This window comes from Capnocytophaga sp. G2 (assembly GCF_035282625.1).
In the GTDB taxonomy this organism is placed as follows: domain Bacteria; phylum Bacteroidota; class Bacteroidia; order Flavobacteriales; family Flavobacteriaceae; genus Capnocytophaga.
The window spans coordinates 1-15,898 of record NZ_JAYKBU010000024.1 but is presented as its reverse complement, the minus strand read 5'-3'; the positions used below and the strand labels follow the sequence as shown (position 1 = coordinate 15,898).

The window sequence follows — 15,898 nt, the reverse complement described above, 5'->3', positions numbered from 1 at the left end:
CGGGGGCAATATTCAGAACAACAAAACCTTACTCGAAATCTATACCCAAAAATTTAACTTACTAACGGAACTTACATGTGGTCTATTTTTAACTAAACGCAAGAGTTCTCCTACCCAGAGGACTATACTTGTAGCCCCAATGATAATACACCAGTCTATGAGTTGTAGTGGAGTAACATTGAACATTTTTCCACCAAAGGTAGTGATAAACACCTGTCCTACAATAATTGCTATTGCTATCATTAAAAAACCTTGACTCTTACCCATATTGTGAAAAGCACTCTTTCCGGTTCGGTAGGCTTTCGCATTGAACATATTCCAGAATTGCAACAATACAAATATTGAGAAGAATAAGGAAAGTTCATAAGCCGATAGTCCGTTTTCAGGAGCTCCAAAATGGAAGAAATGACTCAAATAATCAACAAGGGAGAACTGTGTGAGACTAATGATATCTTCATTTTTAAAGTACTGAATAAAGCCAAAAAGCAATACAACAAAGAAACCACCCACCCCAAAGATAGCTTCTACCATCGGAGAGGTGATAATATTCGCTCCTCGTTTACGTGGTTTATCATTCATCACACGGTTGCTTGGTGGTAGAGACGCTAATGCTAAGGCTGCAAAGGTGTCCATAATGAGGTTTACCCATAGCATCTGAGTAACGGTAAGTGGAGATTCCACACCTAAGAAAGCCCCAATGAGTACAATGATACATGCCGCTACATTAATAGTCATCTGGAAGAGGATAAAACGCTGAATATTCAGGTAGAGCGAGCGTCCCCACATCACTGCTTTTCCTATACTACTGAAGGAGTTGTCTAAAATGGTAATATCACTGGCTTCCTTGGCTACAGAAGTACCATCACCCATGGAAAGACCTACTTGGGCGGCTTTAAGAGCAGGTGCATCATTGGTGCCATCACCGGTTACTGCGACTACTTCTCCTCTCTGTTGGAGTAAGTTCACAAGACGTGCTTTATCAAGCGGACGTGCACGTGAAATCACGCGTAAGTCACCTATGCGCTTCAAGAGTTCAGCATCACTCATTGCAGCAAATTCTACACCGGTGATTTGATTGCGATCGGTACAAGTATCATCCCACAAATGTATTTGGCGAGCAATTTCACGAGCGGTACCCGGAGTATCTCCCGTTACTATCTTTACCTGAATACCCGCATGCAGACACTCTTCAATAGAAGCAGGCACATCAGGACGTACAGGGTCGGATATAGCAGTAACCCCTATAAAGTACAAGCTATTGATTACAAGTTTACCATTTTCGGAAATAACCGTCTTAGGATCCTCAATTATTTTATATGCAAAACCGATAGTGCGCATTGCTTGGCTCTGATATTGCAATAGCTTAGCCTCAAAATCGATCTCAGAGATATCTGAAAGGAACTTACCTCCCTCTCGGCAAAAGGTCATCACAATTTCAGGGGCTCCTTTTACGTACAACACGGGTTTACCAAATGTAGGTGATTGTACCAGTGTTGCCATATATTTACGTTCGGTAGAGAAGGTGAGTTGTTGCAAAATTTCGCTTCCTTCACGTATAGGTAAGTAATTAGTACCTTTGCTGTAAAGCCATAAAAGGAGGGCTCCCTCGGTAGGGTTCCCCAATACATTGGGTTTATCTTTATCAGTAAAATCCAAATAAGCTGTAGAGTTCACCGCCATTGATTCAGCAATGAGGTTATCTGCTAATTGTTTATCAACAAATTTGTTAAAATAAGTCTCATAGATGGTCATTTGGTTTTGGGTAAGTGTACCTGTTTTGTCGGTGCAAATCACCGTAACAGCACCCATTGTTTCGCAAGCATGCATTTTGCGCACAAGGTTGTTAGTAGCCATCATGCTACGCATACTATATGCTAAACTGAGCGTTACACTCATGGGCAAGCCTTCGGGTACTGCCACCACGATTACGGTAATGGCTACCATCACCGTATTGAGCAAGTAGCCCCCGAAAGAAACCCAATCAATATTATCCAAGCTATGAGCAGGGTTCATAAAGTAGAGAAGCAAACGCCCTACTACTACCAGAAAGGCAATCGAATAACTGATTTTGGTAATGATACTTGCAAGTTTTTCCAATTGTTCATTCAGGGGGGTTTTCACTGAACTATCAATCTGTACTCCCTTGAACACTTTTCCATATTCAGTAGCATCACCTACTTTTTTTACTTCAAAAATACCATGACCATCGGCTACGGCTGTCCCTCTACATACATAATTGGAAGGATAAGTAGCTTCTGCTTCAAAATCAGTAGGATTAGTAGTTTTGTGCACCAAAGGTTCTCCTGTGAGGGTTGACTCATTAATGTGTAACGATACAGCTTCCAAAAGTTCACCATCAGCAGGTACTTCTTCTCCTGTTTCCAAGATAATAATATCTCCCACTACTATATCCTTTTTGAGCACTTGGGTTACACGTTCATTGCGAATTACTTTGTAGTAGATATCATCATTTACTTGATTAAGTATTTCAAACTGCTTATTAGCTTTCTGCTCAAAATAAAAAGCCACTCCAGTAGCCAATAGTACAGCAAAGAGAATCCCTACAGGCTCTAAGAAAGCGTGTATGCCTTCATTAGAGACTACGTACTCATAGGTAGAGACTCCAAATGAAAAGACAAGGGCTACCAAGAGAATGATGATAATAGGGTCGGTAAACTTCTCTAAGAATTGCCTCCATAGCGGATCCTTTTTTACGGAAGTAAGAGCATTATGACCATACTTCTGACGATTTTCAAGGACTTGTGCATCGGTAAGCCCTTTATAATGATGTTTTTCTAACATATTCTCTTAACGGGTACTATCTTATTTCTATTGCGCTCCTTGGGGAGTTGTGTCAGAAGAGGATGTTTGAGATTTTTTCTCTGTATGTTCCTCTGCTTCCTCTCTTCCTTGCAGCAGACCATAGGAACTAGCAAGGTTAGAAAGGCTTCGGATATAATTATTATAAATGCTTTCTTGCTTTTTAAAGAATTCCTTATCATCATCCCTGAGAATAATAAGTAAAGAGCTGTAACGACTTAAATCCCGTTCCATCTCTTGATAAAGAGAAACAAAATCTCCAGCAGAGAGCGTCAAATAATAGTCTATATTTTCTTGATATTTTCGTACTACTTCTAAAAACAATTTTCGTGCTTTCTCCGTTTCTTTTACTTGATAATAGCCAGTAATAAAAGGTTCTACGGTGAAGTAGTATCCAAAATGGCTCACAGGAATATGCTTCATAGCAAGGTCAAGAATTTCCTTTGCCTTTTGTGTTTTCCCTTCATTAATAAGTGCTTCTGTAAGGCGAGCGAGGTTACCTCGGAAAACAATACTATTACGGCGTGTTTCTGGGTCATGATAAATATTAGGGTCATTCATATTACCCCAGTCCCATGTTTTAACGATGTTATACATCAGGTCTGCATCTATTCGCCCCATATCATAAGGATTATCCTTATCTATAGGAGTTTTGATAGGCACAAGCTTATAAGCAAGTCCGTCCAACTGGAGGTAATCGCGCATCCAGATATACTCATCATCACTATAGCTACCTCCGGTAAAATAAATAGGTCGTTTCCAATCATTATTGGCAATAATATCAAGCATCATCAGACGATTTTTGCCCATACCAAAAGGGAGCTTGATATCAATATAGTCCACAATTTTATCAGCATCTTCTGGCTTTACAATTCCACTCTTAAGTACATTTTCCTTATTAACAGGGATACGGATTTTATTGGTAGGATAACTCGAATAGAAGAGAGGGGGGGCATCCTCACGTTCTATTTCCATTTTTGTTTTAGGGTCATCACTCCCTACCCATTTCATAAAGTCCTTTATAAGCCATGTTTTGTCCGTTTTCTGGTCAAAGTAAATAGCATCACGGACTCCATAGGCATATTGAGAATGAACAAGCTCGGAAGGAATAGGGTCACTGGTATAGGCTTTCCGTTTCATCTGGTCTATATACCAATCTGTCCCTAAAAGAGATGTATTAATCACTCGTACATCGGTACGATAATGTTCCACCTCCTGCATATACCACATCCCAAAAGTATCATTATCTCCTATAGAGAATATCATGGCTCCATTATCTTTGGATACAGAATCCAAATAACTCCTCGCTAAGGCTCGTGCTGTATAGCGATTAGAACGATCATGGTCATCCCAATTCTCTGCTAACATGCGTGCAGGCACTACAAGCAGACATACTATGACCACTCCAGGAGCTAAGTACTTAGAAGAAATGCTTTCTCTAATTAATGAATAAATAGCATACACTCCCATCCCTATCCAAATGGCAAAGGTAAAGAAAGAGCCCACCAGCGCATAATCTCGTTCTCGAGGTTCAAAAGGGCGTTCATTTAGGTATACCTTCAGTGCTAATCCCGTAAAGAGAAAGAGTACCAAGGTTATCCACCATTGTCGCTTGCTGGAGGAAAACTGGAAAAACATTCCTATCAATCCTAATAGGAGAGGTAAGAAGAAGTAGGTATTACGTCCTCTGTTATTCTGTTCATCTGAGGGTAGGTGGGATTGAGGATAGCCTGTATGCCACTCATCTATGAAGGAAATGCCAGAAATCCAATTCCCATGATTATTATTTATTTTCCCTTGAATATCATCTTGACGACCTACGAAATTCCATAGTAGATATCTCAAATACATATAATCAAACTGATAACTAAACATAAAAGATAAGTTATCCCAGAAAGAAGGCTTTTCAACAATAAACCTTCCTTGACTGCGACGAAGTATATAAGAATACTGTTCATAATCTCCTGCAGCTAAAGCCTTCTGGAGCTCTTTGTTGAGATATTCTGTTTGCTGGTCATCTATATATCTGGGATCTATATGATACTTTAATGGACTGGTAAGAGCCATATAATTGGCTGCATGCTCTGAACTCCACATACGTGGTAATAAGCCAATATGTTCAGGATTAGGAGCATCTAAAGCATCCTTATAGTTATTGACAATGATGTATTTGTGTGCTTTATAATCCCGTTCATATTTAGGTTTTTCATCTGTATAATCAGTTGTAGGAGCGAACTGATCGGAGTACATAGGTCCCTTGAATAAATAGGTTTTTTGATATTGTTCTAAGTTATAATATGCCAAGAGCAGGCGGGCATCCGTAGGACTATTTTCATTAATGACCGTTCCTGCATTAGAACGAATAGGGATCATCAGCCAAGAGGAAAACCCTATAAAGATAAAAAGTAAGCAGAGAGTAGCTGTCTGTAATAGCTTTTTTTGATGTTTTTGTGCATACCATAGCGTAAAAGAGAACAAACATATAAGCAATACCCCTATAAAAATAGTTCCAGAATTAAAAGGCATACTAAGTTCATTAACAAAAAATACTTCTGTATAGCCAAATAATGCCAAAGTGTAGGGGAGTATTAGCTTGAATATCAAAAGTAATATGGAAATAGAAATCACATTAGCCCATATAAAATTCTTAATATTTTTCTTAAAATGAGATTGAAAGAAATAAAGCATCCCAATGGCAGGGATTGTAAGTAGTGCCATAAAGTGTACTCCAAAGGAGAGTCCTACTACCAAAGCAATTAAAAGTAGCCACTTATCACCACGAGGGTTATCCAAATTATCTGTCCACTTGAGCCCTAAGTAGAACATGGCGGACATGAACAGCATTGCCATAGCATATACCTCTGTTTCCGTAGCATTGAACCAGAAACTATCCGAGAATGTATAAGCCAAAGCTCCTACTACACCACTACCCAACAAAGCAATCGCATTTCCTATAGAAAGAGTCTCTTCTTTTGGCAAAATAATTTTTCTAGTAAAATTGACTATAATAAAATAGAGAAATAATATAGTAAAAGCACTAGAGAATACTGAGATAAAGTTCACAAAAAGAGCTGTCTTTTCAGGAGAGGGAGAGAAAGAAGCAATGAAAGCTCCTACCATCTGAAAGAAAGGAGCTCCAGGAGGGTGTCCTACTTCCAACTTAGCAGAAGTGGCTATATATTCTCCACAGTCCCAAAAGCTTATCGTAGGTTCTACAGAGAGCCCATAAGTGATTAAAGCAATGAGAAATACCCCCCATCCTGTAATGAGATTATACTTATGAAAATCCTTTTGTAAGTTCATTATTTATCTTTTAAAAAAACGGAGCGAAGATAAGCATTTTTATTTTATCAACCTAATAAATTAAGGAGAAAAAAATTTTTTATTTTTTTGTATGAAGTATTGTAAGTTTGAAAAAAAGTTGTACCTTTGCACCGCATTTGAGCAGTGGTCTATGGTGTAATGGTAACACAGCAGATTTTGGTTCTGTTATTCAAGGTTCGAGTCCTTGTAGACCAACTCTTTAAAATAATTCTTCTGAATTGGGTTAATCATATTATTATAGTTTAAAGTTATTTGGAAAAAGCAGCCTTTTATGGTTGCTTTTTTTATTGGTTATTTAAAAAAAAGTTGTACCTTTGCACCGCAATAAACAATGGTCTATGGTGTAATGGTAACACGGCAGATTCTGGCTCTGCAATTCAAGGTTCGAGTCCTTGTAGACCAACTTCTTCAACAATTAATTATTAGTTCTCCATACTAAACTAACTATAAGGTAATAGTAATAACTGCTCTATATTTATAGAAGAGTTCATTTGTAAGAAGAAAACCTTGTAGGTGAGAGAAAGGCTATTACAACTACCCCTTATGAAACTATTTCTGAAAACGGCGAAATAGCACAGAGCATTCTTTAGATCCTCTCATACTTATAACCACAAAGGAGAATATCCTTTCAAATACTCATATAACCAAAAAGGACATTTAGTACAAAAGGAATTTTGATCGGATAATGATGAGTTCACGTACTATTTAAAATACAGATATTTGCGTTTGCATTGTAAATCCTTCTAAGAATCGTACTCCTCTATACGAATTCCCTTTATCATTCAAGCGAGGACTCCATACGGCTATTGCGTAATGTCCTGGCATAATAGCCACAATTCCCCCTCCTACACCACTTTTACCTGGAAGTCCTACACGGAAGGCAAATTCTCCAGACTCATCATAGAAACCACAAGTCTGCATAATAGCATTAATACGTTTGGTATATACATGAGGAAGAATACGTTTGTTATTATGTAAGGTAATGCCATCATTGGCTAAGAAAGTGAATATATAAGCTAAGGATTCACAGGTGAGTTCTATAGAACAAAGTCTGAAATAGAAATCTAATACTCTTTCAGGGTCATTTTCTATATTTCCCAATGATTTTATATAATAGCAAAGAGCAAAGTTACGGTAACCCACCTCCTTTTCAGAAGAAGCAATCGCATCAGAATATTCTATTGTGGGGTCATTGGCAAGCTGACGAACAAAACTCAAGAATTCCTCTTCAGCATTTTTAAAATGCGAGAGCAGGATATCACAAATAACAATAGCTCCTGCGTTAATAAGTGGGTTACGCGGGATTCCATTATTGGCTTCAAGCTGTAATAAGGAGTTAAATGAGGTTCCTGAAGGTTCTACCGATACGCGTTCCCATATACTATCTCCAAAGATATCATACGCCATAGAAAGCGAAAGTACTTTAGCAATACTCTGAATGGAGAATTTCTCTTGATAATCTCCTATGCCAAACTTTTTTCCTCCCAATGTATGGATAGCGATTCCAAACTTATCAGGGCTAATATTAAGTAATTCAGGGATATAGGTGGGTATCTTCCCTAGATTTTTCCCTTGATACACCTTGTTATAAATACCTGTAATAGTTTTAGCGTAAGCCGTTTGCTCATTCATAAGTAATTAGATTTTAGAAAGCATTAATAGTTTTTCGTATAGTTACAAGGCGAGAGAGAAGTCCCTCAAGCAAGTCCAAATGAAGCATATTTGCCCCATCACTTTTAGCATGTGCAGGGTCAAAATGAGTTTCTATAAAAATACCGTCCACATGATTAACAACCCCTGCACGAGCAATGGTTTCGATCATTTCAGGTCTGCCTCCAGTTACTCCTGAACTCTGATTAGGCTGTTGAAGAGAATGAGTGATATCCAATACCACAGGAGCATACGCTCGCATAGTAGGAATACCTCGAAAGTCCACTATCATATCTTGATAGCCGAACATAGTTCCCCTATCGGTAATACATACCTGTTCATTACCACTCTCTAATACTTTCTGTACAGCATACTTCATACTTTCAGGGCTCATAAATTGTCCTTTTTTAAGGTTCACTGCTTTTCCTGTACGAGCGGCTGCTACAACCAAGTCCGTCTGCCTAACTAAAAAGGCTGGAATTTGTAGGATATCCACATACTGAGCAGCCATTTGTGCATCCTTTACCTCATGAATATCTGTTATTGTAGGCACCTGAAAAGTCTGGGACACTTTCTGTAATATCTTTAATGCTTTTTCATCACCTATTCCTGTAAAGGAATCCAACCGGCTACGATTGGCTTTCTTAAAACTACCCTTAAATACATAAGGTATAGCAAGGGTATCTGTAATTTTTACAATTCTCTCGGCAATCCGCAGCGCCATCTCTTCCCCTTCTATGGCACAAGGTCCTGCCAAAAGGAAAAAATTATTAGATTGTAAATGCTTGATATGAGGTATTTTTTCTAGAATCACTTTTTAATAATTAATATGTTATAAACCAATGAACCAATGTTTTCACTACTCTAAGTTTTTAATCCTATTTACTAAAGATTTTATAGATAGCCTCAAAGACTTCTTGATTGATATGAACTTTTGGTGGCTCTCTTTTTATAAAGAGGATTTACAATTTTCTTCTATTAATCATTACCATTAGTCTCTGTTACTTCCTAAAAGCCTATATGCCCAATAGAGGAGTTGTGCCAAGGAACCTAAAGCAGCTACTACATACGTACGCGCTGCCCACTTAAGGGAATCCTCAGCTCCTTTGTATTCTTCTTGGGAGAGCATATTCTTGTCCTTAAGCCATGCCAAAGCACGACCACTAGCATCATATTCCACAGGTAAGGTAATAAAGGCAAAAGCAGTAGTTACTGCAAAAAGTATAACTCCCAATACAGCTAAGTAGTACCCAAAGCCCATCTTAGCTCCTGCTCCCAAGATAAGTCCTCCCAAGATAAGCCACTGGGACAGATTGGAGGAGACACTTACAACAGGTACAAGTTTGGAACGGAGGGTAAGCCAAGAATAAGCCTGTGCATGTTGCACTGCATGACCACATTCGTGAGCCGCTACTGCTGCTGCCGCTGCATTACGTTGGTTATAAACAGTTTCACTAAGGTTAACCGTTTTATCTATAGGGTTATAATGGTCAGTAAGCCTTCCCGGAGTAGAAATTACTTTCACATCATAGATACCATGATCTTGAAGCATTTTTTGGGCTATCTCTGCACCACTCATTCCATTACGCAAATATACTTTAGAGTAATAGTCAAACTTCTGTTGCAATCGGTTACTCACCAACCAACTGAATAAGGCTATTACCCCTATAATTACATAATAAATCAACATAAATACTAATTGTTAATTGTTATTAATTGTGTATAGTTCTAAAATCATGCCAAAATAGAAATCTGACAAGATGGCATTCTAAAAGTATCCTCCTTTTTTTCTGTCCTCCATAGCAGCTTCAGTAACACGGTCATCTATACGGGTTTCCCCACGTTCAGAAATACGGGAAGCAGCTATTTCCCTAACTACCTCCTCAAGAGTGGATGCATTACTCTCTACAGCAGCAGTACAGGTCATATCCCCTACAGTGCGGTAGCGAACTCGCTTGTTAAGAATTTTGTCGTTTTCATCTATCTGGATAAAAGGAGAAACAGCAATCAGGCGTCCTTCATGCTCTATTACTTCTCTATTATGGGCAAAATAGATAGAAGGTAAGGCAATTTGTTCTTGTTCTATATAACTCCACACATCCAGTTCTGTCCAATTGGAAATGGGAAATACTCGTACATTCTCCCCTTTATGAATACGTCCATTATAGATATTCCACAATTCAGGACGCTGGAGCTTGGGATCCCATTGACCAAACTCATCACGTACAGAAAAGAAACGCTCCTTAGCACGCGCTTTCTCCTCGTCACGGCGAGCCCCTCCTATACAAGCATCAAAATGAAACTCTTCAATAGTATCAAGTAACGTATAGGTTTGTAACCAGTTACGGGAGGCAAATTTCCCTTTAGGTTCAGTGAGTCCCTTTGCTTTAATTGTGTCCTCCACCTGGCGTACAATAAGTTCTGCTCCGATGCGTTTTGCCAATGCATCTCGGTAGGCAATCGCTTCAGGAAAGTTATGCCCTGTATCAATATGTACCAAAGGAAAGGGAATTTTCATGGGAGCAAAGGCTTTTATAGCTAAGTGAACCAAAGTAATAGAGTCCTTTCCACCACTAAAGAGTAAGGCAGGATGTTCAAACTGCGCGGCTACTTCGCGCATAATATAAATACTTTCTGCTTCTAATTGCTTAAGATGATTCATTGTTAATGACTAATGATTAATGACAAGTGACGAATGGCAATGTTTTTCACTTTTTCAGTCCTTACTGAGAAAGTTTGAATGCTATAGGATAGCGATAGACGATTCCTATTGGCTTACCCCTTTGTAGGGCTGGGGAGAGTTGAGGAAATCCATCAAATATCCTACAGGCTTCTTCCTGTAAGAGAGGATCACCTCCTTTTACTTCTTTTATAGAAAGTTTTCCTTTTCTATCTATTTTAAGGATTACTATTACTCTACCCTGAATATTTTTGTCTATGGCTTCTTCAGGATATTGAAAATTTTTCATCACCCATTGGTCTAAAAATTTTTTAAAAGGAATTTCCTTTATCTCTCCTGTAATTGTATCTGTTTGTACGTAATAAGGGTGTTTTTCTATCAGGGCAAAAGGGATATCTTCTTCTTCCTGTGCTAGCAAGGGAAAAGAGCTAAAAATAATAGCTATAAGATATAGAATCCTACTTGCTTTCATAATATTTTTAAGAAATAAAATTACAATTTATTTTCTACATATACAAGTCAATTGGCGAGTCTGAATGCAATAGGATAGGCAATGGTAATGCTTACAGGCTTATCTCCTTGTAGGGCAGGAAAGAGCTGAGGGAATCCGTCAAATACCCTACAAGCTTCTTCTTGTAGGAGAGGATCACCCTCCCTTATTTCTTCTATAGAAAAAATCCCTTTTTCATCTATCTTGAATATTACAATTACTTTTCCTTGAATCATTTCTTCTACAGCTCTTTTTGGATATTGTAAATTTTTTGTCACCCATCGGTCTAAAAAATTCTTGATAGGTATTTCTTTTTTTTCTCCTGTAAGGGTATCGGTTTTTAAGTAATAAGGTAGCTTATCTATCCGTGTAGAAGGAATATCCTTCTCTTCTTGGGCATATAATGAGAATGTCCCCAAGATCATTCCTATGAGAAATAAGTTCCTAATAGTTGTCATATTTTCTGTATTGAAAGGCAAAAGTACAATTTATTTTCTAAATACACAAGATTTAGGCTTTAGGTCTGACATCAATAGTACATATAGTATGAAAAACACATATTTTATTCATTATCAAAATGGTAATATTTTAGAAGTTATCTATGACTCCTTCTTTGACTAAATCACTTTCTTTGTCTGAATAAAAAGTTTGTTAAAAAGGGAAGAGTTTAGTTTTAAAACTATAACTTTGTACTTTTATTTACAAAACGTATCATTTATGAATTCCTACAACTCCAAAATTATCAGTGAGGGGCTTACATACGATGATGTATTGCTTGTTCCCCAATATTCCGAAGTACTCCCCAGAGAAGTTTCTATCCAATCCTTTTTTAGTAGAAATATTTCCTTAAATGTACCTATCGTTTCAGCGGCGATGGATACAGTAACTGAGTCCGCTATGGCGATTGCTATTGCTCGTGAAGGAGGTATTGGGGTACTCCACAAGAACATGACTATAGAGGAGCAAGCCCAACAAGTGCGCAAAGTAAAACGTGCTGAAAGTGGTATGATTATAGATCCGGTAACACTCTCGCTCTCCTCCACTGTAGGTGATGCTAAGCAATGTATGAAAGAGCACAGCATAGGAGGAATCCCTATTGTGGATGATCAAGGTATCCTTAAAGGAATTGTTACCAATCGTGATTTACGCTTTGAGCGTGAAGGGAAACGTCCTATTACCAAAGTGATGACCAGTCAATATCTTATCACTGCTCCTGAGGGAATCTCCATGAAAGATGCGGAAAAAATATTGGAACGTAACAAGATAGAAAAGCTCCCTGTCGTTAATAAAGATAACAAACTTGTAGGGCTTATTACCTTCCGTGACATAGCTAACTTACAAAGCAAATCCATTTCCAACAAGGATAACTTAGGGCGCTTACGAGTAGCTGCTGCTTTAGGAGTAACCCTTGATGCTGTAGAGCGTGCAGAAGCTCTTGTTCATGCAGGAGTAGATGCGGTGGTGATAGATACTGCACACGGACATACACGTGGAGTGGTTTCTGTCCTTAAAAAAGTAAAAGAGCATTTCCCTTCTTTGGACGTTGTAGTGGGTAATATTGCTACTGCTGAGGCGGCTCTTTACTTAGCTCAGGCAGGAGCTGATGCCGTAAAGGTAGGAATCGGCCCTGGTTCTATCTGCACTACTCGTGTAGTGGCAGGAGTGGGCTATCCACAACTTTCTGCAGTAATGCAAGTGGCAGCAATTCTTAAGAGAGAGAACATACAAATTCCCGTGATTGCCGATGGGGGTATCCGCTATACAGGAGATATTGTAAAGGCGATTGCTGCAGGAGCCGACTGTGTGATGCTTGGCTCTCTTTTAGCAGGAATTAAGGAATCTCCAGGAGAAACAATTATCTTTGAAGGCAGAAAGTTCAAATCCTATCGTGGTATGGGATCTGTGGAAGCTATGCAAAAAGGTAGTAAGGATCGGTATTTTCAAGATGTAGAGGACGATATTAAAAAACTTGTTCCAGAGGGTATCGTAGGACGTGTACCTTACAAAGGAGAGTTACAGGAGAGCATGCACCAGTTCATCGGAGGCTTACGTGCGGGCATGGGCTATTGTGGTGCTAAGGATATTACTACCTTAAAAGAAACAGGTAAATTTGTTCGCATTACCACCAGTGGTATTGCTGAAAGTCATCCTCATAATGTAACCATCACTAAGGAAGCTCCAAACTATTCGAGATAACGTAATAATTAGTTTATTATCAGGGAAGGAAAAACTTATCATGATGATTAATCTTAACTAATAAATAAGCTAAAAATGGGTATATATGCATAAGATAACACATATATGCCCATTGTGCATTTAGAAATAAATCTGCATATTCACTTTTAAAAAATATATTGACAATGAGAGTACTTTATCTTATTTTTATTATAGTCATCATTGCACTGGGAGTTACCCATTCAGCTTTGAGTTTTAAGAAATATGAAAATTTCTCAGCAGAAGCCTTTTGGTTTTTTAGTGCAGGATTAGCACTCATCTTTGCAGGAGTAGCCAACCTAATGCATTATCAATTGAAACTACCTCTCACTTTCCATTATTGCACCGTCATAAATATACTTTTAGTGATTTTTACTGTGCTATTAGCCATGAAAGTACCTCTACCCACCACCCTATTGGTAGCTGTTTTTTCAGTATTAATGACTTCTTTAATGTTTTTAAACAAGTAAAAAAAGATAAAACCCAATAGAACTCAGACTTCCACCACAAGGAAAGACAATTTGAAATGATCAGAGTCCTACCCAATATAAGAACCATAGCGTGCGAGGATACTATTGACCTTCAGAAGAAATTGACATCCTTCTCCAATATGCTTGTTCTATGAAAGACTCTTGATGATAGCTTCATAATACTCGCTGAGTATTTAAAAAATATTTATACTTTTGTAGTTGCAGAACAAAAAATATTATGAACAGACGTAAGTTTTTTAAAACAACTGCTCTTAGTGGAGGGGCATTAGCTATTCCTCCACTAATGAGCTTCTTACCTGAAAGGAGTATCAATACAGTTGCTCCACAAGCAGGTTGCTCTCTTAGTATAGTATTGGGTGATCTGGAGCTATTTGTTCTTTCTGATGGTTATATGAATGTAGCTCCACCTCAGTCCATTTTTGCACCTCATACTCCTAAGAAAGATTTTCTAAGCCAAATGCAGCAGCTATATCTTAATCCTGCACTAATGCAGATGTCAGTGAACATATTACTTATAAAATCAGGTAGTAAGCGTATTCTCATAGATGCAGGGAATGGCAAACATTCAGGAAAAACAAACATAGGAAGGCTCCCTGAAAATCTCTCAAAAATAGGCATAGCTCTTACTGATATTACCGATGTATTTATCACCCACGCTCATGGCGACCATATCGGGGGACTTACCACTCCTGAAGGACAACTTACCTTTCCCAACGCTCATTATTATATCCACCAAAAAGAATATGACTTTTGGCTCTCCCCAAAGCCCGATTTCTCCAAAACCCAATACAAGAGAACCCCTGAGCAGTTAACACAATATGTAAACTATTCACGCAATATTCTCAAGGCACTTGAGGGGAAACTGCACTTTTTTAAGGAAGGCGACATCCTTTTTGACATTCTCAAAACTGAATTAGCCGATGGGCATACTCCAGGACATACGCTTGTAACTATTACTTCTAAAGGTCGCTCGCTGAAACATTTAGCCGATACTATACATTCACCTCTGTTAGTTACAAAGCCCGATTGGGGCGTACTGTGGGATACTGACTATAAGAAAGGTATTGACACCCGTAGGTGTGTATTAGAGACCTGTTATCAAGAGTGTATACTCACCTTTGCAGGGCATTTACCTTTCCCTGGATTGGGGTATATAAGCAAACCAAAAGAATATCATTGGGTACCTTTTTCTTATGCATCACCAGAAGATATAATATTATAATTAACTAATTAATCAGTAAATCAACTCATTAATATTATGACCTCAGACGAATTTGCAAAGAATTTTTACCTTGAAAAGTTAGCGTTTTTAAAGTTGTGTTTTGAAAAGCAAACACATCCTTCTGCTGTAAATGTCAAAATAAAAGAAATGGCACTCACAGATATTCAAAAAGACAAACTCAAGGAAGTAATTGATATTCTGTTAGATGATGTGTTCTACACTATTTTATTGGGGTTAGATGGTGAATGTCCCATAGGCAACATCCAGCAAACATATAAGATATATGACGAAAGCAACAACCTTATTTCAGATTGTGGTGAATTAGAAGTAAGTGCTGGAGATTATTTTAATGATCATAAATATGAAAAACAAAAATGAAATGATTTACTTAGTGGATTTAAGTTGCTAAAAGATAATAATAGAAAGAATAAAAGAAAGGTTCTAAAGGCGTCTCAACCCCTTTTCATTTATAGAAAAAATATTTTATAAGTTCGAAACTGACCAGCTGATAACACTTTATGCACTTACAAATAGCAAATCCTACACTCTAAAGAATAATATTATGAATAATGATATTCAACAACTCATATCACAACAGCATCAATTTTTCTATACCAACCAGACAAAAGAGATAGCCTTTAGAATAGCACAACTTAAAAAGCTCAAACAACTACATTAATATATTTATTTACTTAAAGGTGGTAGGTAAATTTTTCATTTTGTTTTCAATTCATTGTATTTCAGCGTGTTATTGTTTTTTTGTTTTGTTTCCAATAATAAAAAAGGTAAGGAACTCGGAGGATTATTCATGTAAAATGTGAGTAACTCGGAGGATTATTAAAGCAAAAGGTAAGGAACTCGGAGGATTATTTTTTTAGTAAAATATCAGAATGTGAGTAACTCGGAGGATTATTCATGTAAAATGTGAGTAACTCGGAGGATTATTAAAGCAAAAGGTAAGGAACTCGGAGGATTATTTTTTTAGTAAAATATCAGAATGTGAGTAA

General features: G+C 37.8%; 12 protein-coding genes and 2 tRNA genes. 6 read left to right on the top strand and 8 right to left on the bottom strand.

All coding sequences use genetic code 11. The features are described 5' to 3' along the window. Positions 1-39: 39 nt before the first annotated feature. Both VJJ03_RS11135 and VJJ03_RS11130 read right to left on the bottom strand, forming a co-directional pair. On the bottom strand, positions 40-2,802 hold the full coding sequence (locus VJJ03_RS11135) for a calcium-translocating P-type ATPase, PMCA-type (protein WP_009745217.1): 2,763 nt from the start codon (positions 2,800-2,802) through the stop codon (positions 40-42). A gap of 27 nt (positions 2,803-2,829) precedes the next feature. Further along, the gene (locus VJJ03_RS11130; RefSeq protein WP_323975637.1) at positions 2,830-6,123 is read right to left on the bottom strand and encodes a DUF2723 domain-containing protein; all 3,294 of its coding nucleotides are present in this window, start codon (positions 6,121-6,123) and stop codon (positions 2,830-2,832) included. A 145-nt stretch (positions 6,124-6,268) separates the two neighbouring features. Here VJJ03_RS11130 and VJJ03_RS11125 point away from each other — a divergent pair. Next, positions 6,269-6,339 (top strand) — tRNA-Gln (locus VJJ03_RS11125). A gap of 137 nt (positions 6,340-6,476) precedes the next feature. Further along, a tRNA-Gln gene (locus VJJ03_RS11120) sits at positions 6,477-6,547 on the top strand. Between the two features lie 302 nt (positions 6,548-6,849). Here the strand turns inward: VJJ03_RS11120 and VJJ03_RS11115 are convergent. The 6 genes from VJJ03_RS11115 to VJJ03_RS11090 all read right to left on the bottom strand — a co-directional run bounded on the left by VJJ03_RS11115 (position 6,850) and on the right by VJJ03_RS11090 (position 11,422). Further along, positions 6,850-7,776: a glutaminase gene (locus VJJ03_RS11115; RefSeq protein WP_009745215.1), complete on the bottom strand. Its 927-nt coding sequence runs from the start codon at positions 7,774-7,776 to the stop codon at positions 6,850-6,852. A gap of 13 nt (positions 7,777-7,789) precedes the next feature. Then, positions 7,790-8,608, bottom strand: a complete 819-nt coding sequence (kdsA, locus tag VJJ03_RS11110) for a 3-deoxy-8-phosphooctulonate synthase (protein WP_323975634.1) — start codon at positions 8,606-8,608, stop codon at positions 7,790-7,792. Positions 8,609-8,785: 177 nt separating this feature from the next. Next, the gene (locus tag VJJ03_RS11105) at positions 8,786-9,484 is read right to left on the bottom strand and encodes a zinc metallopeptidase (protein ID WP_009745212.1); all 699 of its coding nucleotides are present in this window, start codon (positions 9,482-9,484) and stop codon (positions 8,786-8,788) included. 78 nt (positions 9,485-9,562) lie between these two features. Then, positions 9,563-10,456, bottom strand: a complete 894-nt coding sequence (cysD, locus tag VJJ03_RS11100; protein WP_323975631.1) for a sulfate adenylyltransferase subunit CysD — start codon at positions 10,454-10,456, stop codon at positions 9,563-9,565. 61 nt (positions 10,457-10,517) lie between these two features. Next, positions 10,518-10,946, bottom strand: coding sequence for an energy transducer TonB (locus VJJ03_RS11095; RefSeq protein WP_323975629.1), 429 nt, complete (start codon positions 10,944-10,946; stop codon positions 10,518-10,520). Positions 10,947-10,993: 47 nt separating this feature from the next. After that, a complete protein-coding gene (locus VJJ03_RS11090; protein ID WP_323975627.1) occupies positions 10,994-11,422 on the bottom strand; it encodes an energy transducer TonB in 429 nt (142 codons plus the stop codon). A gap of 259 nt (positions 11,423-11,681) precedes the next feature. Here VJJ03_RS11090 and guaB point away from each other — a divergent pair, with 259 nt between their 5' ends. The 4 genes from guaB to VJJ03_RS11070 all read left to right on the top strand — a co-directional run bounded on the left by guaB (position 11,682) and on the right by VJJ03_RS11070 (position 15,269). After that, positions 11,682-13,160 carry an IMP dehydrogenase gene (gene guaB / locus VJJ03_RS11085; RefSeq protein ID WP_323975626.1) on the top strand — a complete coding sequence of 493 codons (1,479 nt, stop codon included), beginning with the start codon at positions 11,682-11,684 and terminating at the stop codon, positions 13,158-13,160. Between the two features lie 164 nt (positions 13,161-13,324). After that, a complete protein-coding gene (locus tag VJJ03_RS11080; RefSeq protein WP_323975624.1) occupies positions 13,325-13,648 on the top strand; it encodes a hypothetical protein in 324 nt (107 codons plus the stop codon). A gap of 238 nt (positions 13,649-13,886) precedes the next feature. Next, positions 13,887-14,891 (top strand): MBL fold metallo-hydrolase, encoded by a 1,005-nt coding sequence (locus tag VJJ03_RS11075; RefSeq protein WP_323975622.1) that lies wholly within the window; start codon positions 13,887-13,889, stop codon positions 14,889-14,891. A 36-nt stretch (positions 14,892-14,927) separates the two neighbouring features. Continuing rightward, complete coding sequence (locus VJJ03_RS11070; RefSeq protein ID WP_323975620.1) at positions 14,928-15,269, top strand: hypothetical protein; 342 nt, start codon at positions 14,928-14,930, stop codon at positions 15,267-15,269. Positions 15,270-15,898: the final 629 nt, after the last annotated feature.

Coding starts and splice junctions, on each gene's coding strand:
- VJJ03_RS11135 (WP_009745217.1), bottom strand. CDS start 2,802: ATGTTAGAAAAACATCATTATAAAGGGCTTACCGATGCACAAGTCCTT.
- VJJ03_RS11130 (WP_323975637.1), bottom strand. CDS start 6,123: ATGAACTTACAAAAGGATTTTCATAAGTATAATCTCATTACAGGATGG.
- VJJ03_RS11115 (WP_009745215.1), bottom strand. CDS start 7,776: ATGAATGAGCAAACGGCTTACGCTAAAACTATTACAGGTATTTATAAC.
- VJJ03_RS11105 (WP_009745212.1), bottom strand. CDS start 9,484: ATGTTGATTTATTATGTAATTATAGGGGTAATAGCCTTATTCAGTTGG.
- cysD (WP_323975631.1), bottom strand. CDS start 10,456: ATGAATCATCTTAAGCAATTAGAAGCAGAAAGTATTTATATTATGCGC.
- VJJ03_RS11095 (WP_323975629.1), bottom strand. CDS start 10,946: ATGAAAGCAAGTAGGATTCTATATCTTATAGCTATTATTTTTAGCTCT.
- VJJ03_RS11090 (WP_323975627.1), bottom strand. CDS start 11,422: ATGACAACTATTAGGAACTTATTTCTCATAGGAATGATCTTGGGGACA.
- guaB (WP_323975626.1), top strand. CDS start 11,682: ATGAATTCCTACAACTCCAAAATTATCAGTGAGGGGCTTACATACGAT.
- VJJ03_RS11080 (WP_323975624.1), top strand. CDS start 13,325: ATGAGAGTACTTTATCTTATTTTTATTATAGTCATCATTGCACTGGGA.
- VJJ03_RS11075 (WP_323975622.1), top strand. CDS start 13,887: ATGAACAGACGTAAGTTTTTTAAAACAACTGCTCTTAGTGGAGGGGCA.
- VJJ03_RS11070 (WP_323975620.1), top strand. CDS start 14,928: ATGACCTCAGACGAATTTGCAAAGAATTTTTACCTTGAAAAGTTAGCG.